The organism is Pseudohongiella sp., assembly GCF_011050365.1.
In the GTDB taxonomy this organism is placed as follows: Bacteria; Pseudomonadota; Gammaproteobacteria; order Pseudomonadales; family Pseudohongiellaceae; genus Pseudohongiella.
The window spans coordinates 297,035-321,058 of the sequence record NZ_DRFV01000016.1 but is presented as its reverse complement, the minus strand read 5'-3'; the positions used below and the strand labels follow the sequence as shown (position 1 = coordinate 321,058).

Here is a 24,024-nt window from a genome sequence, read left to right as displayed (position 1 = left end):
ATTGTTGCCGCACTCATGCCTGTCGCTAGGCTCAGGTCCTGCGCACACAACAATTGCTGATATCTGCTCAATATGGGGACGGCATGATATGATTCAAGTCCTTTCACGGATTCAATTAACCGTGTCAAACATAAGCGGCCGGACTATATTACCAATACTATGCTGACACACCTTTCGATCCGCAATTACGCCATCGCTGAGCAGCTCGATATCGAGTTCAAGGCTGGCATGACCGCGATCACCGGCGAAACCGGTGCCGGCAAATCCATTATTCTGGGCGCACTGGGCCTGGCTCTGGGCGATCGGGCCGACCGGGATGTGGTGCGTAGCGGGAGCGAACGTGCCGACATCAGCGCTGAATTCGATGTCGACCGATTGCCGCTGGCCTGCCAATGGTTGAGCGAGCACGAACTGACGGCTGAAGGCGACCACCGCTTGTGTCTGCTGCGCCGCAGCGTGGCCGCCGATGGCCGCTCCCGGGCCTGGATCAACAACTCCCAGGTCACCCTGCAGGCCATGACCGCACTGGGCAGCCTGCTGATGGATATTCACAGCCAGCATGAACACCACTCTTTGCTGCAAAAACCCACTCAACAAATGCTGTTGGACGATTTTGGCGGCCAACAATCACGCGTGCAACAGCTAAGACAGCTCAGCGAACAATGGAAATCGGCCAATAAACAGCTCTCGGCCTTACAAGCGACTCTCAGCGAACAGGCGGCGCAGAACGAGCTCGCGCGCTATCAGCTTACCGAGCTGGAAGAGCTGGCGTTGGGCGAGGCCGAGCTGGATGAGCTGGAACAGGAGCTGGACAATCTCAGCAATGCCGAATCCCGAATTGTGGGTATGCGCGCACTGGTGCAACTGTGTCACGAAGATGATGACAGTAATATCAGCCAGAGCCTGCATCAGGCCTTAAGCCTGCTGCGCCAGAGCGGGGCCGGCAAATCGCTGGCAAACGTCGAGGAGATGCTGAACACGGCGCTGATTCAGGTGGATGAGGCCGCCAGCGAACTCAACCGGCAACTGGATCAGATTGAAATCAACCCGGCACGGCTGGAGGAGCTGAATGCGAGACTGGCCAGCATTCACCAACTGGCGCGCAAACACAAGGTACGTCCGGAAGAGCTCGGTGCGCTGCAGCAGCAGCTGGAAGAGCAATTGGCGGCCGCTTCGCAGAGCACCGGGACCCTGGACACCTTGATAAAACAAACCCAGACGCTGCAAACGGAGTGGCTGAAGCTGGCGCGTGAATTAAGTAGCCAGCGCCAGCAGGCTGCCCGCAAACTGACCAAGGCGGTCAACGAACAACTGGGCACGCTGGGCATGGCGGACGCCAGGCTCAGCATTGAACTGCAGAGCACAGACAGCGACAAACCGCAGCCTCATGGCCTGGAGCAGGTTGAGTTTCTGATCAGCACCAACCCGGGCCAACCCGCCAAACCTCTGGCCAGAATCGCATCCGGCGGCGAGTTGTCACGAATCAGCCTTGCCATTCAGGTCATCACGGCCATGACCTCGGACACCCCGAGCCTGGTATTTGATGAAGTGGATGTGGGTATTGGCGGTGGCGTGGCTCGCGTCGTCGGCAAGCTCTTGAAGCAACTTGGCACGCGCAGTCAGGTACTCTGCGTGACGCATCAACCGTTAGTGGCCAGCCTCGCCAATCAGCACCTGCTGGTCAGCAAGGAGGCCAGCGCGAAAACCACCAAGAGCAGAATTTATCAACTGGATGAAGAGGAGAGATTGCAGGAAATCGCCCGCATGCTGGGCGGAGATTCCGATGGACCTGCGCTCAGCAACGAAGCGCTGGCCCATGCCAGGGAGCTGACCACAAGCGCCTGAGGACGCCACCGGTGTTCAGCTTTTCTGACAATCTGCGCAGATACCATACAGATAGAGGCTGTGATCGGTGATTTCGAACCCGAAATTGGCGGCAATCTTATCCTGGCGATCTTCAATGATCTCGTCGAAAAACTCTTCCACCAGTCCGCATTTGCTGCAGACCAGATGATCATGATGCTCCACTGTGGTCAGCTCAAATACCGAATGACCACCTTCAAACCGATGCCGCATCACCAGCCCGGCCGACTCGAACTGGGTCAGAACCCGATAGACTGTTGCCAGCCCTACTTCCTCACCCGCGTCGATCAGCGCCTTGTATACGTCTTCCGCGCTCAGATGACGGGTTTCCGAGTTTTCCAGCAATTGCAGGATTTTCACGCGGGGCAACGTAACTTTCAGCCCTGCTTTGCGTAACTCCTGATTTTCTGCAGACATATCGTTTCTCTTGGTTGTCGTTTGGTGATGCTGCCCGAACAGGCCGTTTTACCGCAGGCAACAGCTAGGGTATTATGCACACTAATGTCGGCAGATGAAAGTTCAGCCCTACACTACACCAGGTGCGTTTCATGCTAAGAATTCTTGTTTTGCTGGTTGCGACCCTGACCGTCGCCGCCTGTTCCTCCATACCTTTGCCGCAGTTCCCCGGCGTCTACAAAATACCCATTGCCCAGGGCAATATCATTACCCAGGAAATGATCGATCAGCTGGAGCCCGGCATGACCAGGCGCCAGGTTGTTTTTGTCATGGGTACTCCGCTGGTTCGCGACCCCTATCATCAGGATCGCTGGGACTATGTCTTCAATTACCAGCCTGGTGGCGGTGAACGTGGTCAGGAACGCATGACCCTGTTTTTCGAGAATGACCTGTTGAGTCGTTTTGAAGGTGATTTCGAGCCCGGCGAGGATGCTGCATGGTCACAACGTGGCACCAGCACTGATGAGACAGAAAGCAACTCCTGAGTCCGGAATCGATATGCGCACCGAGCCCCATCCCACAGCCGATCGTGATGTTACCAATGTTCTGGACCAGGCACAGACAATCTGCGCCGAGCAGGGTGCCCGGCTGACGGAAAAACGGCGACGGGTGCTTCAGGTCGTGCTGGAGTCCTCCGAGCCATTGTCCGCCTATCAGATCGCTGATCAATACCGGGATCATCACGGCCAGACCCTGTCAGTGATGTCAGTGTACCGGATGCTGAACTTTCTCAAGGAGAACGAGCTGGTGCACCGGCTGGAAACAACCAACCAGTACTTACCGTGCTCACACATTACCTGCAAGCATGATCATGAAGTGCCGCAGTTCCTGATTTGCGACAAATGTCACGGTGTTAACGAGGTCGGTATCCGCAAGGAAATTCTAAGCGAGTTGAGCGCCAATATCGAAGACACCGGTTTTACCCTGGCACGGCAGCAAATCGAATTCCACGGTATTTGCAACGCTTGTCAGCAAGCCGGCACCTGAACCCGACCCCTGCCAGGCGACGGCCACTGACTTACCGAGACACTGCCGGCGGCTCGCTCATCTCGCTCAGCATTGGCAGGTCTTCAGCAAAGAGTCGGTGGCAGGACTCACAGGTTTCAATCAATTGTCCGCCGGCACGTTGCATCAACTCGATATTGCGACTGCGGACCGCGTTCACTGCCCTGATTCCATCCTGCTCAAGCTGCGCAGCCAGACGCTGCCATTCGGGTTCTGCGACCCACTCAGCATCCATGGGGCCGGTACCCGCCGCCTGCATCAGACCACCGCCGACCTGTACCTGGAATGCCAGATGTTCAAGCTCGCGCCAGTCGCGCTCGCTTTGAGGATTGTTCCACACTGCGGTCCAGGCAGGGTCGGTCGATTTATTGACCATCGCCACCATGACATCATTCAGGCTGACCGGCAGGGCAGGCCCCTGACTGCCGGACTGAGACGTAGTTCCGTTATCACTGCAGGCTACCAGTGCCGTCAGCGTCAATCCCGCAACTGCCATTTTAATCAACCGTGTACTGCTCTGCATCGCGTCACTCCTGTGTCGTTGTTTTTGTAGGTGGGTCACTTCCCGGTCGGAATCGTTATCGCGTGTATTTTCAGATTGTTATGCTACGCCCATCATCCCTGTCAGACAATCATCACTGCCAGACAATCACAATACCATGACAGGCCATGACTGTGTGTTCAGAAACTTGCGGCAAATGCCCGCAGCGCCTCAACTCCCAGCACATCATGCGCCGCCAGTTGCAGATCCTTGCGCGGCAGATGCGCCAGCTTTTCCCGTAGCGTAGCCAGATGGACGTCTTCCTGTTCGCGCCGCTCCGCCAGAAACCCTGTCATGCCTTCAGGCAATCGCTTGTTAACCACCAGCCCGGCGACATCAACCCTGGCGCGCTGCAACTGCGCGTATAGCTCGATGGTTTCCAGTACCGGTAGCCGTTCGGCCGCCAACACGATCACAAAGCCGGTTTGATGCTGATCAGACAGGACATCGCGCAGCCCCGCAAAACGCTGTTTGCGGCGATTCAACAACCGCCGGATCCGGCTTTCCCGATCCTCCCCACCATCATCCGAGTCATCACCCAGCATCTTGTCGCCAACGCTACTGTCGCGGTTCAGGCTATTCAGCACGGCACTGAAGCGGTCTGCCTTGTCGCGACGCTTGATCAGCCCGTCCGTCCACGCCGACATCATCTCCGGCAACGCCATCAGCCTTGCCGTGTGTCCCGATGGCGCGGTATCAAAGATTATCAGGTCATAGGCAGACGCCTGTTCAACAACCTCCGCGATACGTTCCAGCATCGCCGCTTCCTGCATACCAGGGGCATCGCGGGACAGCGCCATGTGCTTGTCCACTTCTCCGCTTAAATGCGCAGGCATCAGTTTACGCAGGGCGCGTGTCACTTCGTCCAGGTGCTGCCTGACCGTCTGCTCGGGATCCAGCTCCAGGCCATCCAGCCCCGGCGCAAGTTTCACCGGCGCCGCACCCACCTTCCGGTTAAACAGATGCCCCAGGTTGTGAGCCGGATCGGTTGACACCAGTAATACTTTTTTTCCCGCATCTGCTGCAGCAACAGCCAGTGCTGCCGACACGGTGGTTTTACCGACACCGCCCTTGCCGCCAAAAAAAACGATGCGGCGCTGTGCTATCAATTCTAACAACATGAGATATGATCCAGTGGCGAGCGCTCCATACCCATGCGGCGATGCCAGTCGTGAAACCGGTCATAGGCCACCGGCAGCAGCTCCAGGGTGTAGAATGCGGCCGGGTTGGGCACTCCCAGCGACTCGGAGAACACCATCAGCATAAACAGATCATCTTCATCACGCTGAGCGCGAGCAAATGATTGGCGATAGGGGGCAACGTAAAACTCCCGCAAGCCTTTTTCCAGCCGCGTAAAAAATCCTTCCGGGCGACCTGTTTTTTTATCCGTCATAACAATACCTGATTCAATTTGATCGCGATCAAGCCCGACCGGGCTATGCCTGCTCTTTGTTGTGCTGAACGGCGCGCTGTTCACGTTCCACTTTGCGGGCGGCGCGAAGCAGGCGCGCCTGCTTGGGGTCCAGTTGCAATGGCCGGTAGAGCTCGATGCGGTCGTGGTCACGCAACACATAGTCTTTGGGCATCGGGGACGCGCGCCCGTCCAGTAGCCGCGAAAATATACCCATGGAAATGGCAGACAAATCCAGGCCACCGACTTCCCCGGCAATGCCTGACATCTGCACAGCCTGCAGCGCGGTGGTTCCCTCAGCAAGCTGCAAAGGAATCAGGATCTGCCTGTCCGGCAACGCATAAGCGACCTCAACGCGGATCATCCTGTCGATTTCCCGTAAAGCACCTGAGCGCGGTTAACCAGCTCATCGACCAGTGTGTTCGCCGAATGCTGAAACAGCTTTCCCATCGCCGCACCCAACAACCCGCCCGCCCACTCAAACTCCATGCGCAAACTGACTTTACAGGCATCGGCGGCCAGTTCATCAAAGCGCCATGTAGCACTGAATTTTTTGAACGGACCCTCTATCAGGCTCATGTCCATGGACTCACCCGGCGCCAGCTCATTACGCGTGGTAAAGGTATAGCGCAATCCGGCTTTGCCCAAAGTCAGCTTGCCGACCACTTCGTTGTCTGTACGGCTTAATACCTCGGCAGACTGACAGCCGTGCATAAACGCAGGATACTGTTCGATATCGTCTACCAGGGCATACATTTGTGTCGCTGAATAGTTCACCAGCGCACTGCGCTCAATCGTTACCATAACTCAGCTCAGGACGCGAACAGGCGCAGCAGATCGACGGCGAAGTACTTTTGCGCCACCGAATTGATAAAAACGAACAGCAGCACCACCGGTACAAAGGTTCGTAACGAAAAGCCCAGATATCGCGACAGGGCAGAATTTCGAAAGCCATCATCACCAACGGCAAGCTCCTGCATGAAACCATCCCGCCAACGCCAGGCACAAATGACGCAGGCAAAGAAACCGACCAGCGGCAATATGACCTCGGAGAAAGTGTCAGCGATCAGGTCAAAAAACGATTTCTGTGCCCCGCCGTAAGAAATGAAATCGGTCAGGAAACCCGACATGCCAAACGACAGCGCAGCCAGAATGGCGATGGAAGTCACCAGCCCGGCCTGTATCAGGACCGCCTTTCGTCGCGAATAGCACAACTCATCAATCATGAAAGCGATCGGGATCTCCAGGATCGACACCAGCGATGTCATCGCGGCAAAAAACACCAGAGCAAAGAACACGGCGGCGGCTGTACTCGCGCCCCAATACCCGACCACTTCCTGCATGGACAGGAAAATCTGTGGCAGATAGCTGAATATCAACCCGATGCTACTGCTGGACAGGTCATCGGGGTTGGTTGCCGGATTAAAGGCAAAAATCGCGGGCAGGATCAACAGACCCGCCAGAAACGCCACGCTGGTATCGGCCACCGCCACCAGACGCCCCGAATTGACAATCCGGTCCTCGCGGCTGAAATAGGAGCCGTAGGTAATCATGATACCCATACCCAACGACAGCGAGAAGAAAGCCTGATTCAGGGCGGCGCTGATGACGGCGCCGTTGAGGCGGCTGAAATCCGGCACCAGGTAATACCGCACGCCCAACATGGCATCATCCAGCGTCATGACAAACACGATCAGCCCCACCAGCATGACTGCCAGCGTCGGCATCAGGACCCGGGCCATGCGCTCGATTCCGCCCTTGACGCCACCCAGCAGAACACCGAAGACCGCGACCTGCAGCAGCACAAACCAGGGAAATATTGAAGGTGAACCTATCATCTGGCCAAACGCAGCGGGGTCAGCCAGCTCATTGAGACCACCCGTGGCGGCCCGGAACAGGTATATCAGAATCCAGACGGTTACCACGGTATAAAACACTGCGATCATGAACGGCGTCAGGATCGCCAGTTTGCCGGCCCAGCGCCAGCCCTTGTGGCCACCGGTAAGGGCGGAGAAGGCACCGACCGGATTGCGCCTTGAGTGTCGCCCCATGGCTATCTCGGCCAACAGCACTGGGAAGCAGATCAGGGCCACGAACATCACATAAACGATCAGAAAAACAGCGCCGCCATTTTTTGAGGCCATGACCGGAAACGCGACCAGATTGCCCAGACCAACAGCGGAGCCCGCTGCCGCCAGGATAAACCCCAGACGTGAACTGAACTGACCGCGGTCTGCTGACATACTACCCTCACTGTATTGTTATTGGATCTGCGTGTCAGACCCTGTACCTGGCAGTCGCCATCAGCCGCCACAAAGCGTCTAGGATGCCTCGCCGGCAGTCGTCCTGTCCACTGTCCACGTGCACCGGCACTCACATTTACTGTGCAAAGTGTAGCAACCGGAAATTTAGCCGGTCAATTTGAGCGGCAATGGCAGATTCAAGGTATAATCCGCCGCCATGAGTAAAGCAAAGAAGTCTAAAGCACCGGATAATACCATTATCCGCAACAAGAAAGCCCTTCACGATTATTTCGTGGAAGACTCGTTTGAAGCGGGCATGGCACTGGAAGGCTGGGAAGTGAAGAGCCTGCGCGAGAAGAAAGCGCAACTGGTGGACAGCTACGTCGTGCTCAAGGACGGCGAGGCCTACCTGCTTGGCTGCCATATCAACCCGCTGAACAGCGCCAGCACCCACGTTATCGCTGATCCCGACCGCACCAAGAAATTGCTGCTGCACAAAAAGGAGCTGGCCAAACTGTTTGCCAGCGTGCAACAGAAAGGTCACACCTGTGTCGCAACCAAACTGTACTGGAAAGGCCACCTGATCAAATGTCAGGTCTCCCTGGCCAAGGGCAAGAAGGACCACGACAAACGTGATACCGAAAAGGATCGCGAGTGGCAGATCGAGAAACAACGCATCGTCCGTCACAAAAACCGGTAAGCCGTTTATGACTATCAAAGCCGCCATCTTCGACTGGGATGGCACCGTGGTGGACTCCATCGAACATATTTCGACCTGCCTGCATCACGCTGCCACCAGTATCGGATATCCCGCGCTGGAGCGCTCCGCCTACAGCAATATTATCGGCCTGGGCCTGGTTGAAGCACTCAGAACGCTTTACCCCACCATCACCAGTGACGACATGGTCGCCATGCGCGATGCCTACAGCACGCATTTCATGGCAACCGCCGCAACAGCGCAGAAAGTATTTCCCGGCATCACTGACATCCTGCAGGATTTGCACAATAGCGGCCGTCATTGCGCAGTAGCTACCGGCAAAAGCCGCCGTGGCCTGGACCGCGCCCTGGAGCACAGCCAACTGGGCGACTGGTTCCACGTTACCCGTTGCGCCGATGAAACCCGCTCCAAACCCGACCCGTCCATGCTGGTCGAGATTCTGGCTCATCTGGAACTGGAGCCCGCTGACGCAGTCATGATCGGCGACACCAGTTATGATCTGGAAATGGCCGCCAACATCGGCATGCCCTCTATCGGCGTGCCCTGGGGCGCCCACCATCGCGACGTGCTGGCACGGCACCAGCCCATTGCCATCGTCAACAGTGTTGCCGAGTTGCGCGACCTGCTTCGATAGCGGCCATGCTCCGCGCACCCCCTTGAAATAAATATGCCCGGCCGCATGTCTTATAGTGTGTTAGACTGATAGCGTTAAACACATTGGGGGCGATCAGGATTCGACGCCGGTATCAAACTCCAAGGTGCATGTCGAGAGGGTATAGACTCTCGTAAATCAATCTATGCAACTTCTATAGTTGCCAACGACGAAAACTACGCACTAGCCGCTTAAGAACTAAGTAAGGCTAGCGGTCGCCCCGGGATGCCTGTAAACCGGTGTTTTGCGACTGTCATATAGAACAGGATCGCCAGTGGATCGCGCTCGACGTGAAGCGGCTAAAAGTATCGAGCTCGCCCAAACCACCCTGCTCGTCGGGTCGGCACGGGTTAACTTAATAGACGACGCTAAACATGTAGATCCAAGGACAGAGAGCTGGCGGACGGGGGTTCAAATCCCCCCGCCTCCACCAAACACCGCAGAAAGGCCACCCCACAAAGGTGGCCTTTTTTGCTTCTCCTGGCAGACTCATTACTCCGCCTTTGTTCACAAGCCTTGATCTAAATCGTGTTCTAACAACCAAATTTCACATACAATTCAGGAATAAACTTATTCCCGAATTGTATATCATGAAAATCAGTCCTGTCTTTTTGCTCGTCGGGCTATCTTTTGCCCTGGCGACTGCTCACGCGCAACAAAACCAGCCCTCTATCGAGCAGCTGCTGCAGGAGCCATTTCTGGACGATTACTATTCCAATGTAGTCTATGGCTACGAAATCACTACCAATACTCAGGATAATGCCAGTCGCTATGTTGGCAACAGCCTTCAGTGCAGTAATTGCCACCTGCAGGCTGGCACGCAACCGGACGCCTTGCCGCTTAATGTGGCAGGGATGTACCCCAAATGGCGAGCCAAGAACGGCAAGCGCAATGGTATTGGCCTGCGCATTCGAGAATGTTTTCTCTACAGTATGGATGGCATCATGCCACCGGAAGATGCTCCGGAAGTGCTGGCACTCTCCGCCTATGTCACTTACCTGTCACAGGGGCAGGTGATGGGCGCCGAACCCCCGGGCCGCGGCGTGCCCACGCTGCCCGATACCGGTTACGATCCCAACCCCGCCAATGGCCGCGCCGTTTATCTTGAGCAATGCTCAAGCTGTCATGGCGAAAGGGGCGGCGGCACGGCAGGCATGCCGCCAGTGTGGGGGCTGAATGCTTATAACAAGGGCGCGGGCATGAATGACATCCAGCAAGCCGCCGGTTTTATCTGGGCCAATATGCCACTGGGCAACGGCAAATCCCTGACTCACCAACAGGCACTGGATGTGTCGGCCTATCTGAATCTGCAGGTCCGCCCCGCTGACCCCAGAGACAGCAAGTTTCTTAAGCTACTGGAACAACTGATAAATTGATCAGACAACTGATTGCAGAGGCGACGCCTTCACTTAGCTGGAGAAGCCGATCGGGAAACTGGCGTGTGGAAGTGTTTGCTGGCCTGGTGGGCGCCATACTGGTGATTCCCCAGGGCATTACCTTCGCTTACCTGGCAGGTTTGCCGCCGGAGTACGGCCTGTATTGCGCCATTTTTGTTACGCTGTTTTGTAGTCTGCTCGGCAGTTCATCCATGATGAGTGGACCAAACACTGCTGTGGCGATTCTTATCGGTACTGCAGTTCTTCCGCTTGCCGGCCGCGGCAGCCCGCTGTATATCGATTTTGTATTCCTGCTTTGCCTGATGGTCGGCCTGATTCAATTGATGTTCTGGCTGGCGCGAGGAGCCCGCATTTTTCAATATCTGTCACCGGCATCAATTTCCGGTATTTCAGCAGGCGCTGGCTTCCTGATCATCATGTCTTCACTGGACAGCATGCTTGACCTGTCCACGTTCCAAACTACATTTTTCTACGAAAAGCTCTACGTCATCGCGAGTGACGCTGGAAATCTGGTTAACCCCTACAGTCTTGCCATCGGCCTGACTACTATAGCCAGCGGCTATCTTGGTAAACGGTACTCCCCTCGCTACTTTATTATCATTGCGGTAACCGCAGGTTATCTGTGCGGCGTGTTAGTCGCCTTTGTCTGGCCACAGCCAATTACCGAGCTGGAATACCTTGGCCGCATGCCGCTGGAGTGGCTGCCGCTGAGTATTCCCAATATCAACATCGAATATCTGATGATCAGTACAAAACTGATCCCTTATGCGATTGCCATCGCGTTTATCGGTCTGGCCCAGTCACTGGTGATTGTACGCGAACTGAAAATGGAGACTGACCAGGACATCAACCTGGACAAAGAAGTCTATGCTCAGGGTATGGCCAATTTTCTGGCTCCGTTTTTTTCCGGTTTTGCCGGCGCCGGCAGCTTTAACCGTACCCGGGCAAACCAGAGTCTGGGAGCCACAACGCCACTTTCCGGCATCACTGCTGCCGGGTTTGTGCTGATCCTCATCACGTTTCTTGGTCCCATCTTGACCTTCATGCCAATGGCCGCCATGTCAGGAACACTGTTTATCGTCGGCGCTAACATGATCAAGTGGCGGGATATAAAACATTACGCCCAGGTCCGCTCAGAGCTAATCATCTATTTCACCACCTTCCTCTGTATCATGTTTTTCGGCCTCGCAGCAGGCGTTGCCGTTGCGGTCGTCCTGTCTGTCAGTGTGTTCATGCTGCATATCAGTCAGTTGGAACTGAAGATGGAGTCAGCGAACACAGGCACCGTCCTCAAAGTAAAAGGCGCACTATTCTATGCGTCAGTGGCGCACCTCACAGAAAAATTTCACCGCCACCTTGATGGAGACCTCACCGTCGACCTTCAATACACGACTCATGTCGATCAGTCTGCGGTGGATTTCTTTATCCGCGAATCCAGACAAATGGCTGCTCAAGGCACCAAACTGACACTGCTGATCAACGACGAACAACGCAAGTTTCTTGAGAGACTTGGCGCAAGCAGCGAGCTTGAGCTGGTATCACTGTAACTTCCAGGATTCTTAAACCAACTGCCGCAACCGGAGAGCATCATGAAAAATAACGATCACAATAAAGTAGCACGTCGTCGCTTGTTGACAGGCATGAGTGTCGCCGCCGTCGCCGGGCTGGCTGTCAGCGCGGGCCCGGCTCAGGCGCAGCCAGCAACAGAGGGGTTTCAGCCAGCGCGCCATGACAAGGATGCGTGGCTGAACGAGCTGTCCGGCAGCCACCGCGTTTTTATTGATTCATCTACCATGGCAGGCGGCCCTGCTGGCCTCTGGTATGCGAACAATATGATCAGTGCCCATGAAGAAGAGTACGACGGCGAAGCGTCGGATTTCGCCATGGTGGTCTGTTTCCGGCACATGTCAACGCCCTATGGTTTCGACGATGGCATCTGGGCCAAATACGGCACCATATTCAATCGCAATGCCGACCCAGCGCCAACCCGCAACCCGCTAAGTACCCCCAGCGCATCCAATGGCCAGAACAGTATTGCCTCATCCGTGGCCCGAGGCGTTCATTTCGCCATTTGCGGCAGAGCCACCCGACGCTTTGCCATGGCCATTGCTTCCGCAACGGGCGGCAATGCCGATACAGTGTTTGCAGAGCTTACTGCGGGCGCAGTGCCCAACAGCCACTTTGTCCCGGCGGGCGTGCTGACGGCAACGCGGGCGCAGGAATATCGCTACAGCTTTCTGTACGCGGAATAGACTGGCTCACCGGGGAGCACTGACGTTCTATTCGTCGACGACGAATGGTTGTTTGACTCCCCTCCTGCGTGCTGGACCGCACAGACAGAATCTCGCTATGTCGCTAATGTGCTCCTGCTGTTCACCGACTTCCTCTAGCAAGACAGGAGCTTTATCATGAAATTGAAAACGACATTGATCGCCATTATCACGGGCCTGGTCATCATCTCCGGCACCGTCAGCTGCTCGGTCGCACGCGATCAACAGACAGTCGGCGCCTATATAGACGATGCAACTATCACAACACAGGTCAAGGCGCGCATGCTCAGTGACTCGGACGTCTCAGGCACCAGCATCAGCGTCGAAACGCTCGATGGCACGGTGATGCCTTCAGGATTCGCAACCAGCGCCACTGAGAAAGCAACGGCCGGGTCTATCGCTCGCGGTGTCAACGGCGTCACCGAAGTCAGGAACGAGATAGTCGTTCGACGGTGATGTCGCCACACCCTGACGGGAACCTTTGAAGAAGTCTCAGGGTTCCTTGCAGTGCTCTGCTGCCTGTTCTTCGATCTGCTTGATAAAAGGTGCCAGCATCCACTGCCGGGCTTTGTGATACAAAAGCAGAGTCGCTGTAACAACTACCAATACACTCCATTTGAGATAGATTCTAATGAACTCAGCCAGAGCAGACGGTTCCGTATATTGGGTCACAACCAGAGGTGCAAGATAAAACAGAGTGAAAGATAGAGTTATAGTGATCGGAAACAAGAAATTAAAAAGCGTCCTGTGACTTCCTCTGGCTGCCATACGGGACGCCTGTTGCAGTTGAAATCTCTTTGAAGTTTTTGCAGCGTTCAAAACAATAACCCCCATTGATTCTTATGATTTTTCGCAGCCCTGCGTGTGCCCCATGCGAGCCCTGAGCCAGGTTACTCAATTAACTCGACGCCTGACAGGACGACCCATCGTCATAGTAGGACCCACCTGGTCCCGAGGCCGAAGAGTAGCCAAACGACATCGCCAAACCCGCGCCAAAGCCAACGGCAGCTCCAACGACACCACCTACTGGACCGCCTGCGACCATACCCACGCCAGCGCCAATAACAGTAGACGAGTAGCTGATGGCCACATCCATCGGATCAAAGTCTGATCCGCCCGACACACAGAGTATTTCCTTCTCACTAAGAACTCTCATCTTGTCATACCTCTTTCGATTAACGCTCCCTGCATAAGTGTTATAGACTCTCCATGTGCTATCTGCCAATTTTCTAAAGACGGGAATGCCATTACATGCGCCGGGCCACCCTACTCCTGACCACTATGCTGGGACTGACCAGCCTGCCTATCCTCGCCCAGGAACAGGCCCGGCCCTTCGATCTGCAAGCCCATCGCGGCGGCATCGGCCTGGTCACCGAAAGCACGCTGAAAGCCTTCGCCAACGCCCTGGAACTGGGCGTCAGCACGCTGGAGCTGGATACCCAGGTCAGCGAGGACGGTTATGTGGTGGTTACCCACGACCGCCAGGTGCTGGCTCATCGCTGCCTGGACACCGGGCCGGCCACCGCCAATGACCCCGAATTTCCCTACGTGGGCAAGTACATCAAGGACCTGCACTGGGACCAGATACGCACGCTGGACTGTGGCACGCAGCGCGCCGAGGCGTATGCCGGCCAGCAGACCGTGCCGGGCGCTCGCATGGTGTTGCTCAGCGAAGTGTTTGATCTGGTTAAACGTTATCGTGCCTACGATGTCATGCTGAACATCGAAACCAAAGTGGAAGCCGGGGCACCGCAGGAAACCGCGCCGCGTGATGTATTTGTCGCGGCCGTCGTCGGGCAGATTCGCCAGCACCGGATGCAGCATCAGGTCAGCATTCAAAGCTTCGACTGGGCCACATTGATGCGGGTCAGCGAGCTCGCGCCGGAGCTGCCGATTGTGGCCCTGTCCAATGCGCAGTCCTTCCTGCAATGTGGCATGCCGGGGGCATCACCCTGGACCGGTGGCATCGACATGGACGATTTCGACTGCAACCTGCCGGCCGCCGCAGCGTCATTTGGCGCCGACGCCATTTCACCGGTCCACGGCTCGCCACAGAGCGGGCGAATCGACGATGCCGGCTACGAGGCCTTCACTACGCGTGAGATGGTCGAGCAGGCACATACACTGGGAATGACAGTGATCCCCTGGACCATCAATGACACAGCCACCATGGCACACCTGATCGACATAGGGGTTGATGGCATCATCACTGACTACCCTGACCGACTGCGCAGCGTCATGCAAATGCAGGCCATGCCGCTACCGAAAACTGCTGAAGCGCCAGTTACCACTACTTCTGATGACATCACTGAAACCGGCATCCTGACACTGCAGCAGCAGATGGCTGAAGGCAGACTGAATTCCGTGCAACTGGTTGACAGCTATCTGGCCCGCATTGAAGCCTATGATCAGCAGGGCCCGCAGCTTAATGCCATTCTGAGGCTCAATGACAACGCGCGCGAACAGGCTCGTGCATTGGACGCGGAGCGCCAGCGCAGTGGTCCGCGCAGCTTGCTGCATGGCATACCCGTGGTGATCAAGGACAACTACAACACCACCGATATGCCAACCACCGGCGCTTCGCAGGCATTGGCTGATTTTGTGCCCAATCAGGAGGCCACCCAGGTGCGCCTGCTGCGAGAAGCCGGCGCGGTGATCCTGGCCAAAACCAACTTACACGAATTTGCCTACGGCATCACCAGTGTCAGCTCGCTGGGTGGACAGACCCGTAACCCGTATGATCCGGCCCGGGTGCCAGGCGGCTCCAGTGGCGGCACCGCAGCCGCGGTGGCCGCCAGTTTTGCCGCCGCCGGCATGGGCTCTGACACCTGTGGCTCCATCCGTATTCCTGCTGCCTTCAATAACCTGGTGGGTCTGCGGCCGACCAAAGGTTTAAGCAGTATTTATGGGATCATGCCGCTATCCCATACTCAGGATGTTGCCGGCCCGCTGGCCAGAACAATCGAAGATCTGGCGATCGTGCTCGACCTGACCATCGGCTACGACCCGCTGGATGCTGATACCGCACTGATGCACCAGCACGACGCAATACAATTCTCAGCGGCATTGGGCACCGCGTCATTGCAGGATTTACGGATAGGCAAGCTGGACGCCTACCTGGCTGACGCCGAACCGGCAATCCGGGACTTGTTTCAACAGGCCTTTGCGCACCTGGAGTCACTGGGCGCCGACATCGTCGACATCAACATTCCCGACATGGCGACACTGATCAGCAATTCAGGATTGATTGGTCACGAATTCGAGACCGACCTGGACGTCTACCTGCAGACCTTTGGCAGCACGCAATATCCCGACCTGGAAGCCATAGTCGCCAGTGGACAGTATCATGCCGCGGTGGCCACGCTGCTGAGCCGCAGCGCGGCCGGCGAGCAGGACCCGCAACGTTACGCCGCAGCCATGGCCGCGCGTGATGACCTGAAAAGCGCCATCAACACCGTGATGGACTCACAACAACTGGACCTGATTGCCTATCCACCGATTTCCGCGCTGCCCGTGCTGATCGGGGAAAACCAGCCCGGCAACAACTGCAGCCTTAGCGGCAATTCCGGCTTCCCGGCGCTGTCCCTGCCGATTGGTTTCAGCGGCTCGGGATTGCCCATGGGCATGGAGTTGTTGGGTCGGCAGCTAAGCGATGCAGAGTTGCTGGCGCTCGGTTATGCCATTGAGCAGTCCTGGTCGCAGCGTCGCGCACCTGCCTCAACTCCGTGATACACGGCGCCTCACACGCGGTATAATACGCGCATGACAACTGACCTGCACCGTGCGCGTATCGACGCCGTCCTCCATGAAATCCAGCACAGTGGTGCCCGGCGCGTGGTCGACCTGGGCTGTGGTAATGGCGAACTGCTGGTGTGGTTACGCGAGCTCACACAGATATCCCGCCTGATCGGCATCGACATTGATGCCGCCGCTCTGGACGATGCGCGTGATGCGCTGAATATCGACTTGCTCAATCCGCCGGCGCAGCTCAAGGTCTGCCGCGGCTCGTTTGAAAACACCGACTGGTACGCAAAAGGCGTCGACGGAAAAATTGATGCCGCGATCATGCTGGAAACCATTGAGCATATTGAGCCGGGCCGCCTGTCACGTGTTGAGGACACCGTGTTCCGCGTGTTGCGGCCGCCACTGGTGGTCATCACCACGCCAAACAAGGAATACAACCCGATACATGGCATGGCCGATCACGAAATCCGTCATCCCGGCCACTACTTCGAGTGGACCCGGGCACAGTTCAGATCATGGTGTGAAGGCGTTGCCGGACGTCACCACTACACTGCACGTTATGCAGACATTGGCCAGCTGCACCCGGGCCTGGGTAGTTCGACGCAGATGGTCTGTTTTGAATCAAACCAGTGACAATTGAATATTGAAGCAGGTACCAAAATGCTCATCAGACGTCACTGACATATGGCCCCGATGATGTTCGGTGATGATGAAATAGGGGTATGACAGCCGATACTCGACCGGATACGACCCGTTATCCGACGTTGCCACAAAAAACGGCTCAAATATCTCCAGCTGCTCACTGGCAGCCAGTGGCTTGCCTTTATGCAGTACCTTGATCCACAGTGAGTCGAAGAACTGACCGATCTCGATATGTATACGAGGTGGCGACTGTTCGCCGTCTTTCAGCGCACTGGCCTTGAGCGCGTAGTACGCACTGCGGAGCACACGCGAAAAGGCCTGCTCCAGTTCGGCAGGGAAACACGACATTGGCGGCAGGTCATCGGCGTAGCTGCGACGAATCTCGATATCCCTGAAAGCCAGGCCATCACTGTCAGTAAACAGATCACTGGCCTGTTCGATACTTTGATCCATGATCACAGGAATATCAGCAACCTGTTTGGCATTGCTATGACTGCGGGCAAGATCCAGCAGGTTTTGCGAAATCGCCGTCGCCTGCTGAGCGCTCTGGCGCACAACCTCAACCTCCTGCAACAGCGCCGGCTGCACCGATCCCAGGTCTGTCGCCTCTATCTTGTCTTTGGCATCAGACACATGCTGCAAAATGGTGTTGATGGGCAGACTGATATCATAGGCCATGGCAGAAGCCAGTTCGCCCAGCGCAGACAACTTGTCGCGCTCCGCCACCTTATTCTCGGCATTCACCTGCTTGGTGATGTCGGAGATCAGAATCACAATTCCGGTGTCATCGGAGTCGCGCAGACGGTACAACGTGATGTCAAAACTGTACTGACCGCGCTGGGTATGTTTCAGGTGCAGCGTTTGTCCGGAGGTCAGTACACTGTTGACCTGCTCATCGGTCAGCGTGATGGCCGGGTACGCCGCCCACAGGTTTTTACCTGTGACATCAGCAAATGGCCGGCCAGTAATTTCTTCGGCAGTTTTGTTCCACTGGGTCACCTGAAGCTGATCATTGATACCAATCAGCATCACCGGCATGGAATTGACTATGCTGGTGATATAGGCCTCACGCTTGCGCAACTGCTCAGCAGTCTCCTCCAGTACCTGGGTGCGCCTGGCCACACGATCTTCCAGCGTCGCTTTGATTTCTTTTAGCGCCCGGTTCGAGCGACCTGCCCGCAGGTTGGCACGTACCAGGAAAAACAATACCACCAACAGAATCAGAATCAGCAGGCTGGCGCTGGTATTTGCGATGTATTGCCAGTTGGTGGTGCCGTCCTCGTCGCGGAATACGGCGAACATATCGGCGTACGCATTGATGCTGACGCTCAGTAATATGCCCAATGCCAAAATCTGTTTCATGAAATCTGTCTCTTCAGGGAACTGCTTAAGTCCTCAATTGTATCATGACAGGCAGGTTTGTCAGACGTTTCAGGCTCAGCGCTGCTCGACAGCGAAACTCATGCCCGCATGCTTTTCCAGCCGTGCAATCAGCAAGTCCTGCAAAGCTGCGCCTGGCGTCCAGATACCGCCTTTGGCCACATCCGGATGTTTGACCAGGCAGATAGCGGTTTCTGCAATCATTTTTGATGTAGTGCCATAACCGGGATCCATGGTGCCTTTAACGCTTGCCGCCAACGCATCACCGTGGGCATTTGAACCCACAAACAGCACATCAAACATGCCGCTTTCGCGCTCCTCCCGTGACGGGCCATCTCCAGGCTGCAGTTTGCTGGATGCCATTGAGTTGTCCGCAGCCACCGCTTTGGCCGCCGCCTCGCCCTTCTCCCCGGGCCCCGTCAGCAGCATTTCGTCATAGACAAAATCCTTGCCATAAGGGTGGCCCATCAGCAGATTCGAACGATGCACATTTTTGGTGTTGATGGTGGCCATGACAAACGGCGCTGACCAGCTGCCAATATCGGCGTCATGCACCGGTGCGAGTCCGGCAGGCTGATCAGGGCCGGTAAAACCTTCAGTTAACGCAAACGGACTGGCCAGCAATTCGCGCAATGATGGTTCAACCGCAGTGGCTGCCATCGTTGCTTTCAGACTGGCCAGCGTACCGCCGGAAAAACCGCCTTTCATACCGCGCACGCGCCCCTTGATCCGGGGCAGGACGGCGCCAAACGTTTCTCTGGCATGCTGTTGTAAAAAATAAACACCCAGTTCAAACGGGATGGAATCAAAGCCACAGGAGAACAAAATCCTGGCACCACTGGCCTTGGCAGTTTCTCCATGCGTCTGAATCATGTCATGCATCCAGTTGGGCTCGCCGCACAGATCCACATAGTCAGTGCCCGCGGCAGCGCAGGCGGCGACCAGCGCGCTGCCGTACAACTGATATGGACCAACAGTGGTCAGTACCACTTTGGTATCAGCGACCATGGCATCAATGCTGGCGGGATCCTCAGCATCGGTGATCACCAACGGAATAGAGTCAGGTATCCCCAATTCCTGTCGCACACGCGCCAGCTTGTCCTGGCTGCGGCCGGCCATCGCCCAGGCCACGTCGCCATCGGCGCCGTATTGTTGGTTGAGATACTCGCATACCAGTCGACCGGTAAAGCCGGTGGCGCCATAAACCACGATGTCCAGCTTACGTTCTGCCATCACTCTGCTCCCGCCTGGAAGTGAAATTTTCAGATTGAATCAGGTAAAACCAACGATGTCCTCATCCAGCACCGAGGCCAGCAAGGGACTGTCGGCGGCGCGCGCAAACGCATCGTCAATGGCCTGATAACGCTGCTGCACAACCTTGCGATAATTGGGGTGAGTAAAAATATACAGCTCGCCCTGACGGACCGCTTCCACGACGCGTTCCCCGACGACGTCGACGGCCAGACCATTGTCGATAATGGCCTGCATGCGCGCGGCGATGGCAGCGTCCTGTTCAGTGGCATCCTCCGCGTGCTGATAACCTGCCTGCCGGTTGCGCTCGGACAAATTGATGCGGGTCTGCACAAACGCCGGGCACAGCACAGATACCTTGATGTGATGCGGCTGAAGTTCGGCAAACCAGCTCTCCGACATGCCCACAACAGCGACCTTGGTGGCAGTGTAGGCACCCGCGTACGGCACGCCCACCATACCGGCCATGGACGCGACATTGATCAGCCAGCCTCCCTCGCCGTGCTGCTTGATGAGAGGCACCACCGTTTGTGTGCCGTAGATAACACCCATCAGGTTGACGTCGAGCACCCAGCGCCAGTCGCGCTCGGAAATCTGCTCCACGGTACCGGTGCCGCCGCCAACACCGGCATTGTTGACCAGCATATGGATGTTGCCGAAGCGTTCACTGGCCTGCCGGGCCAGCGCCTGCCACTGTGCAGGCTGGGTGACATCCATCACCACACCCAGTACCGGCACATCTTGCGCGGTCAAGGTGGCAACTGCTTTCTCCAGTTGCACCGGGTCAATATCACCGAGCACAATGTTCATGCCCTGAGCACCCATTGCCCTGGCGATACTGAAACCAATGCCCTCTGCGCCGCCACTGATGACGGCGGTTTTACCTTGGAACTCAGCCATCAAAGCTACCCTTTCACGCTGGTGATCAATCCCACAGGCTGCGTTTCTGCAGTTCGATGTTCATGGTCTGTCCGCTGGCCTGCTCAACGTGAATGGTGAAAGTGTCACCCTCCAGAGTGTATCCCAGCGAACGCATGCCGCCCTCTGTCACGGCATTAAAGTGCACATGGTTGTCCATGATCATGGCCAGCTCCATGGTGGTGGGCTCAGGCGCGCGGGGTTTGAAACCGGCATCAAACTGCTGCACATTCAACACCAGCGAACCGTCTACCTCTTCGATGGTTATCATTTCAAACATGCTGGTGCCGCCGTTACCGGTCATACGCACCATCGCAGCAATGGAGCCGCCCTCGGGCGCGATCCAGTTTTCTTCCAGCGTGTTCGGACCCAGGTTGCCGGCATAGTTGCCAGTCATCCATGCCAGTTGATCGATGGTAGCGGCCGGACCGGCAGCAAAACTGACGCTGGCCCCGAGGCTCAGCAGACCGGCGACAAAGACAGACTTGATGGTTGTATTCATGTTGACTCCCGTATTGATGATGTTGTTACAAATGTTTGTTCGGACAGTTGTTCGACTATTGTGCGTGATCGAAGCTTAGCATCACCTTAACGTAGTTTGACAGCCCACAAGCAAGTAATGCCATAATCGGAGGATTACCTGTAAATTCGACCCGCCACCCGGAAGATCTGATCCCGGAGACACTAGAGAGACCTGTTATGAATTATCGATATATAGGCAGCAGCGGCCTGCGCGTCAGTCCCATCTGCATGGGCACCATGAGTTTTGGCAGCTGGAGTGATGAAAAAGAGTCTTTCCGGATTCTGGACAAGGCCTATGAACGCGGCATCAATTTCTACGATACCGCCGAGGTCTACCCGGTACCGCCACGCAAGGAAACCGTTGGCATCACCGAGACCATCTTCGGCAAATGGATCAAGACCCGCGACCGCGATTCGCTGATCATTGCCACCAAAGTCGCGGGCGCTGCCTCAGGCTGGTTTGTACCGCCGATCAGACAGGGCCTGACCGCCATCGACCGTCACCATATCGAGCGCGCCGTGGAAGGCAGCCTGCAGCGGCTGGGCATCGACTATATCGATCTGTATCAGGTGCACTGGCCTGACACCGTGGTGCCGATTGATGAGTCCATGGACGCGCTGGACCGGCTGGTGGAGTCAGGCAAAGTGCGCTACCTGGGCACGTCAAATGAAAACGCCTACGGCCTGACCAAAGCCAACACGGTTGCCGAATACGAAGGCTACGCGCGTTTCCAGTCTATCCAGAACAACTTCTCGTTGCTCAACCGACGCTTTCTTGATGAGCTGGCCATTGTCTGCCGCCGCGAAAACGTGTCGCTGCTGCCCTACTCGCCAATCGGCGGCGGCGTGCTCAGCGGCAAATACAACAAAGAGACAGCGCCGCCCAACAGCCGCTTCGGTGAATACCTGCAAATGGATAATCCGCGACAACGCGCCATGGCAGACCGCTTTGTCAATGACGGCACATTGGCCTCTACCGCCCGTTATATAGACATCGCACGCGAGGCTGGCATGTCGCCAACCACGCTGGCCACCGCCTGGAGCATGAATTTTGATTTTGTTGCCTCCACCATCATCGGCGCCCGCACTGCGGACCAACTTGATGAATCACTGGCGGCCCTGGATGTGACGCTGAGCGACGAGATCATGAAACAATGCGACGCGGTGCACAAAGAGTTCCCTTACCCCATGGGCTAAACCAACACGAGACCTTTTGCATGACTATCTGGACCCGCGACACAACACTTCAGCAAATGGCCGAGAGCGCCAGGAACTCCGCCGTCACGGCGCTGGGCATCGAGTTCACTGACATCGGTGAAGATTACCTGCGCGGGCGCATGCCCGTTGATCACCGCACCGTGCAGCCATTCGGCATTCTGCATGGCGGGGCCTCGGTGCTGTTCGCAGAAACCCTGGGCAGCGTTGCTGCCAACCGCTGCCTGCGCCGCGATGACCAGGTCGCCGTGGGTCTGGATATCAATGCCAACCACATTCGCCCGATTTCCTCAGGCTGGGTGATCGGCACCGCGCGCGCGGTGCATATCGGCGGCACAACTCAGGTATGGGAAATAAAAATCGAAACTGAAACGGGTAAAACCGTGTGTGTTTCGCGTCTGACCATGGCGATCATCTCCCGACAGGAAAGTGCCCGACCGGCTGGCTGATGCGCCCTGGCCGCTGGTGTCAGTCTCTGAAATAAACCATTTGATGGGTGCTGGCCAGCAACTGTCGGTCTGCCGACCACACCTCGGCAGTCTGGTCAAAGTACCCGTTGCGGAAATTCAGCGCCCTGGCCGTCGCCAGCAGAAACTGCTCGCCCTGAGCAGCCAGCACGGCGCTGTCGGCATGGAAATAGGTGGTCAGGCTGACCGTGCCAATCGGCAACCGACGCTGGCGCCGGATAAATATGCGCGGAAAATAGCTGTCACAAATCGCTGACAACGATTGGAAATCCAGCGGCCGCGGGGGCTCATCGCGCACCCACAGGCAGGAATAGGAATTGTCCTGCTCGTCGCCACCAGCCTCTCCTGGCATCTCACCGTCCAGGTAGCGCATGTCATAACACTGCGTCCAGGTCGGTTTGCCAACGGTTTCCATTCTGGCCAGCGTTAATGGCTCAGGTACATTCTGCGGCGGTGTTGCTTCGTGCGCAGACCAGGTCTCCCGGCGGACAGCCGTGACCGCGGTAGCAAATGCCACCAGCTCGTCATTCTGTGTGGCCTGCATCAGCCAGTGCTGGGTGGAGCGGTTGGTGCGCACCGGCTGGGCCTCCACCAGAATCTCGCCATCGGCAATGGGCGCGGCGTAATTGACCGTCAGCGCAATCGGGTCTCCCAGCTTGTCCTCATGCTGCATCACTGCATTCAGCAACAATGCTGACGTCGTGCCGCCAAACGGGCCGATCATATTGGCATAGGCGGCACTGGTGTGCGCCCGGTAACTGCCTTTCGACTGCGGTTGCAGACTGATTGCGGTATCCAGCGGATGCATGGAGATCTCCTTTAGTGCCCGCTGTTGACGGTCAACTGCTTGTTAGCCGCCATCTCGCGGATAGTGACGATGGCGTCCCGATCCTGCTGGCGATACGCTTCCTTGAGGTAGTCATTGGCGTTGAGGCCGCCTTCAACCACGATGGCGTCGCGCCGGTAACGGAAGCGGACAAATAACCGTCCCGGCTCCGGCTCTTCAATCGCGGTGATACTTTCGGCGTGCATCGCCTGCGTACGACCATCTATCAGGGTCACAATTTCCTGCATCGGCACCAGCGTCACTTCATCACGCAGCTGCACTTCGCCGACCTCAATGTAACGCACAAACCGGTCGTCAGCATCCGGCTCCAGCGTGCAGCTGAGCGCAGGATTGAAGTGATCGGGATAACTTGCTCGATACACCAGCCCTTGCCACAAGACCTCGCGGCTCAGTGCAATCAAGTCCGGGTTCGTCAGATCATTGACCTCGATGATATGTTCAAACTCCAGTAACGCGGACACCCCTGACTCTCCTGAAAGCAA

27 protein-coding genes and 1 other RNA gene are annotated in these 24,024 nt (G+C 56.5%); 14 read left to right on the top strand and 14 right to left on the bottom strand.

Annotated features, from left to right (window positions below):
• Positions 1 to 159: 159 nt before the first annotated feature.
• Positions 160 to 1,845 (top strand): DNA repair protein RecN, encoded by a 1,686-nt coding sequence (gene recN / locus ENH71_RS14505; RefSeq protein WP_294136257.1) that lies wholly within the window; start codon positions 160 to 162, stop codon positions 1,843 to 1,845.
• 15 nt (positions 1,846 to 1,860) lie between these two features.
• On the opposite strand, the gene fur is transcribed toward recN, so the two are convergent.
• On the bottom strand, positions 1,861 to 2,280 hold the full coding sequence (gene fur / locus ENH71_RS14500) for a ferric iron uptake transcriptional regulator (protein WP_294136256.1): 420 nt from the start codon (positions 2,278 to 2,280) through the stop codon (positions 1,861 to 1,863).
• 131 nt (positions 2,281 to 2,411) lie between these two features.
• On the opposite strand from fur, the gene ENH71_RS14495 reads away from it, so the two are divergent.
• Both ENH71_RS14495 and ENH71_RS14490 read left to right on the top strand, forming a co-directional pair.
• Positions 2,412 to 2,804, top strand: coding sequence for an outer membrane protein assembly factor BamE (locus ENH71_RS14495; RefSeq protein ID WP_414704719.1), 393 nt, complete (start codon positions 2,412 to 2,414; stop codon positions 2,802 to 2,804).
• Positions 2,805 to 2,817: 13 nt separating this feature from the next.
• Positions 2,818 to 3,306, top strand: coding sequence for a Fur family transcriptional regulator (locus tag ENH71_RS14490; protein ID WP_294136255.1), 489 nt, complete (start codon positions 2,818 to 2,820; stop codon positions 3,304 to 3,306).
• Positions 3,307 to 3,337: 31 nt separating this feature from the next.
• Here ENH71_RS14490 and ENH71_RS14485 read toward each other — a convergent pair whose 3' ends face one another.
• The 6 genes from ENH71_RS14485 to ENH71_RS14460 form a co-directional block, all read right to left on the bottom strand.
• Positions 3,338 to 3,847, bottom strand: coding sequence for a hypothetical protein (locus tag ENH71_RS14485; protein WP_294136253.1), 510 nt, complete (start codon positions 3,845 to 3,847; stop codon positions 3,338 to 3,340).
• 158 nt (positions 3,848 to 4,005) lie between these two features.
• Positions 4,006 to 4,986: an ArsA family ATPase gene (locus ENH71_RS14480; protein ID WP_294136251.1), complete on the bottom strand. Its 981-nt coding sequence runs from the start codon at positions 4,984 to 4,986 to the stop codon at positions 4,006 to 4,008.
• Entirely contained in the window at positions 4,977 to 5,258 is a 282-nt protein-coding gene (locus ENH71_RS14475) for a cory-CC-star protein (RefSeq protein ID WP_294136250.1), read from the bottom strand. Before ENH71_RS14475 ends, ENH71_RS14480 begins: the two co-directional genes overlap by 10 nt.
• A 43-nt stretch (positions 5,259 to 5,301) precedes the next feature.
• Positions 5,302 to 5,640: an RnfH family protein gene (locus ENH71_RS14470; RefSeq protein ID WP_294136248.1), complete on the bottom strand. Its 339-nt coding sequence runs from the start codon at positions 5,638 to 5,640 to the stop codon at positions 5,302 to 5,304.
• On the bottom strand, positions 5,637 to 6,080 hold the full coding sequence (locus ENH71_RS14465) for a type II toxin-antitoxin system RatA family toxin (RefSeq protein WP_294136245.1): 444 nt from the start codon (positions 6,078 to 6,080) through the stop codon (positions 5,637 to 5,639). The genes ENH71_RS14470 and ENH71_RS14465 overlap by 4 nt, the downstream gene beginning before the upstream one ends.
• An 8-nt stretch (positions 6,081 to 6,088) precedes the next feature.
• Positions 6,089 to 7,519, bottom strand: coding sequence for a sodium-dependent transporter (locus ENH71_RS14460; RefSeq protein WP_294136243.1), 1,431 nt, complete (start codon positions 7,517 to 7,519; stop codon positions 6,089 to 6,091).
• A 217-nt stretch (positions 7,520 to 7,736) separates the two neighbouring features.
• Here ENH71_RS14460 and smpB point away from each other — a divergent pair, with 217 nt between their 5' ends.
• The 7 genes from smpB to ENH71_RS14425 all read left to right on the top strand — a co-directional run bounded on the left by smpB (position 7,737) and on the right by ENH71_RS14425 (position 13,012).
• Positions 7,737 to 8,219 (top strand): SsrA-binding protein SmpB, encoded by a 483-nt coding sequence (smpB, locus tag ENH71_RS14455; RefSeq protein WP_294136241.1) that lies wholly within the window; start codon positions 7,737 to 7,739, stop codon positions 8,217 to 8,219.
• 7 nt (positions 8,220 to 8,226) lie between these two features.
• The gene (locus ENH71_RS14450) at positions 8,227 to 8,871 is read left to right on the top strand and encodes an HAD family hydrolase (RefSeq protein ID WP_294136238.1); all 645 of its coding nucleotides are present in this window, start codon (positions 8,227 to 8,229) and stop codon (positions 8,869 to 8,871) included.
• A gap of 85 nt (positions 8,872 to 8,956) precedes the next feature.
• Positions 8,957 to 9,322, top strand: a transfer-messenger RNA (tmRNA) gene (gene ssrA / locus ENH71_RS14445).
• A 157-nt stretch (positions 9,323 to 9,479) separates the two neighbouring features.
• Positions 9,480 to 10,265, top strand: a complete 786-nt coding sequence (locus tag ENH71_RS14440; protein WP_294136235.1) for a c-type cytochrome — start codon at positions 9,480 to 9,482, stop codon at positions 10,263 to 10,265.
• Positions 10,266 to 10,330: 65 nt separating this feature from the next.
• The gene (locus ENH71_RS14435; RefSeq protein WP_294136233.1) at positions 10,331 to 11,833 is read left to right on the top strand and encodes a SulP family inorganic anion transporter; all 1,503 of its coding nucleotides are present in this window, start codon (positions 10,331 to 10,333) and stop codon (positions 11,831 to 11,833) included.
• 42 nt (positions 11,834 to 11,875) lie between these two features.
• A complete protein-coding gene (locus tag ENH71_RS14430; RefSeq protein WP_294136231.1) occupies positions 11,876 to 12,538 on the top strand; it encodes a hypothetical protein in 663 nt (220 codons plus the stop codon).
• Positions 12,539 to 12,694: 156 nt separating this feature from the next.
• Positions 12,695 to 13,012 carry a BON domain-containing protein gene (locus tag ENH71_RS14425; protein ID WP_294136229.1) on the top strand — a complete coding sequence of 106 codons (318 nt, stop codon included), beginning with the start codon at positions 12,695 to 12,697 and terminating at the stop codon, positions 13,010 to 13,012.
• 442 nt (positions 13,013 to 13,454) lie between these two features.
• On the opposite strand, the gene ENH71_RS14420 is transcribed toward ENH71_RS14425, so the two are convergent.
• Positions 13,455 to 13,712, bottom strand: coding sequence for a hypothetical protein (locus ENH71_RS14420; RefSeq protein ID WP_294136227.1), 258 nt, complete (start codon positions 13,710 to 13,712; stop codon positions 13,455 to 13,457).
• 95 nt (positions 13,713 to 13,807) lie between these two features.
• Between ENH71_RS14420 and ENH71_RS16100 the strand changes: the two genes are divergently transcribed.
• A complete protein-coding gene (locus ENH71_RS16100) occupies positions 13,808 to 16,285 on the top strand; it encodes an amidase family protein (protein WP_317622422.1) in 2,478 nt (825 codons plus the stop codon).
• Positions 16,286 to 16,318: 33 nt separating this feature from the next.
• The gene (locus ENH71_RS14405) at positions 16,319 to 16,933 is read left to right on the top strand and encodes a methyltransferase domain-containing protein (protein ID WP_294136224.1); all 615 of its coding nucleotides are present in this window, start codon (positions 16,319 to 16,321) and stop codon (positions 16,931 to 16,933) included.
• On the opposite strand, the gene ENH71_RS14400 is transcribed toward ENH71_RS14405, so the two are convergent.
• The 4 genes from ENH71_RS14400 to ENH71_RS14385 form a co-directional block, all read right to left on the bottom strand.
• Positions 16,922 to 18,304: a sensor histidine kinase gene (locus ENH71_RS14400; RefSeq protein WP_294136222.1), complete on the bottom strand. Its 1,383-nt coding sequence runs from the start codon at positions 18,302 to 18,304 to the stop codon at positions 16,922 to 16,924. The two genes, ENH71_RS14405 and ENH71_RS14400, sit on opposite strands and share 12 nt — an antisense overlap.
• Before the next feature lie 75 nt (positions 18,305 to 18,379).
• On the bottom strand, positions 18,380 to 19,555 hold the full coding sequence (locus ENH71_RS14395; protein WP_294136220.1) for a saccharopine dehydrogenase family protein: 1,176 nt from the start codon (positions 19,553 to 19,555) through the stop codon (positions 18,380 to 18,382).
• Positions 19,556 to 19,594: 39 nt separating this feature from the next.
• The gene (locus ENH71_RS14390; RefSeq protein WP_294136217.1) at positions 19,595 to 20,473 is read right to left on the bottom strand and encodes an SDR family NAD(P)-dependent oxidoreductase; all 879 of its coding nucleotides are present in this window, start codon (positions 20,471 to 20,473) and stop codon (positions 19,595 to 19,597) included.
• A gap of 25 nt (positions 20,474 to 20,498) precedes the next feature.
• Entirely contained in the window at positions 20,499 to 20,993 is a 495-nt protein-coding gene (locus ENH71_RS14385) for a DUF6265 family protein (RefSeq protein ID WP_294136214.1), read from the bottom strand.
• A 197-nt stretch (positions 20,994 to 21,190) separates the two neighbouring features.
• Between ENH71_RS14385 and ENH71_RS14380 the strand changes: the two genes are divergently transcribed.
• Complete coding sequence (locus ENH71_RS14380; protein WP_294136212.1) at positions 21,191 to 22,210, top strand: aldo/keto reductase; 1,020 nt, start codon at positions 21,191 to 21,193, stop codon at positions 22,208 to 22,210.
• A 20-nt stretch (positions 22,211 to 22,230) separates the two neighbouring features.
• Positions 22,231 to 22,677 carry a hotdog fold thioesterase gene (locus ENH71_RS14375; RefSeq protein WP_294136210.1) on the top strand — a complete coding sequence of 149 codons (447 nt, stop codon included), beginning with the start codon at positions 22,231 to 22,233 and terminating at the stop codon, positions 22,675 to 22,677.
• 19 nt (positions 22,678 to 22,696) lie between these two features.
• On the opposite strand, the gene ENH71_RS14370 is transcribed toward ENH71_RS14375, so the two are convergent.
• Both ENH71_RS14370 and ENH71_RS14365 read right to left on the bottom strand, forming a co-directional pair.
• Positions 22,697 to 23,503, bottom strand: coding sequence for an acyl-CoA thioesterase (locus tag ENH71_RS14370; protein ID WP_294136208.1), 807 nt, complete (start codon positions 23,501 to 23,503; stop codon positions 22,697 to 22,699).
• Between the two features lie 11 nt (positions 23,504 to 23,514).
• Positions 23,515 to 24,003 (bottom strand): AtaL-like protein, encoded by a 489-nt coding sequence (locus ENH71_RS14365; protein WP_294136206.1) that lies wholly within the window; start codon positions 24,001 to 24,003, stop codon positions 23,515 to 23,517.
• Positions 24,004 to 24,024 lie beyond the last annotated feature (21 nt).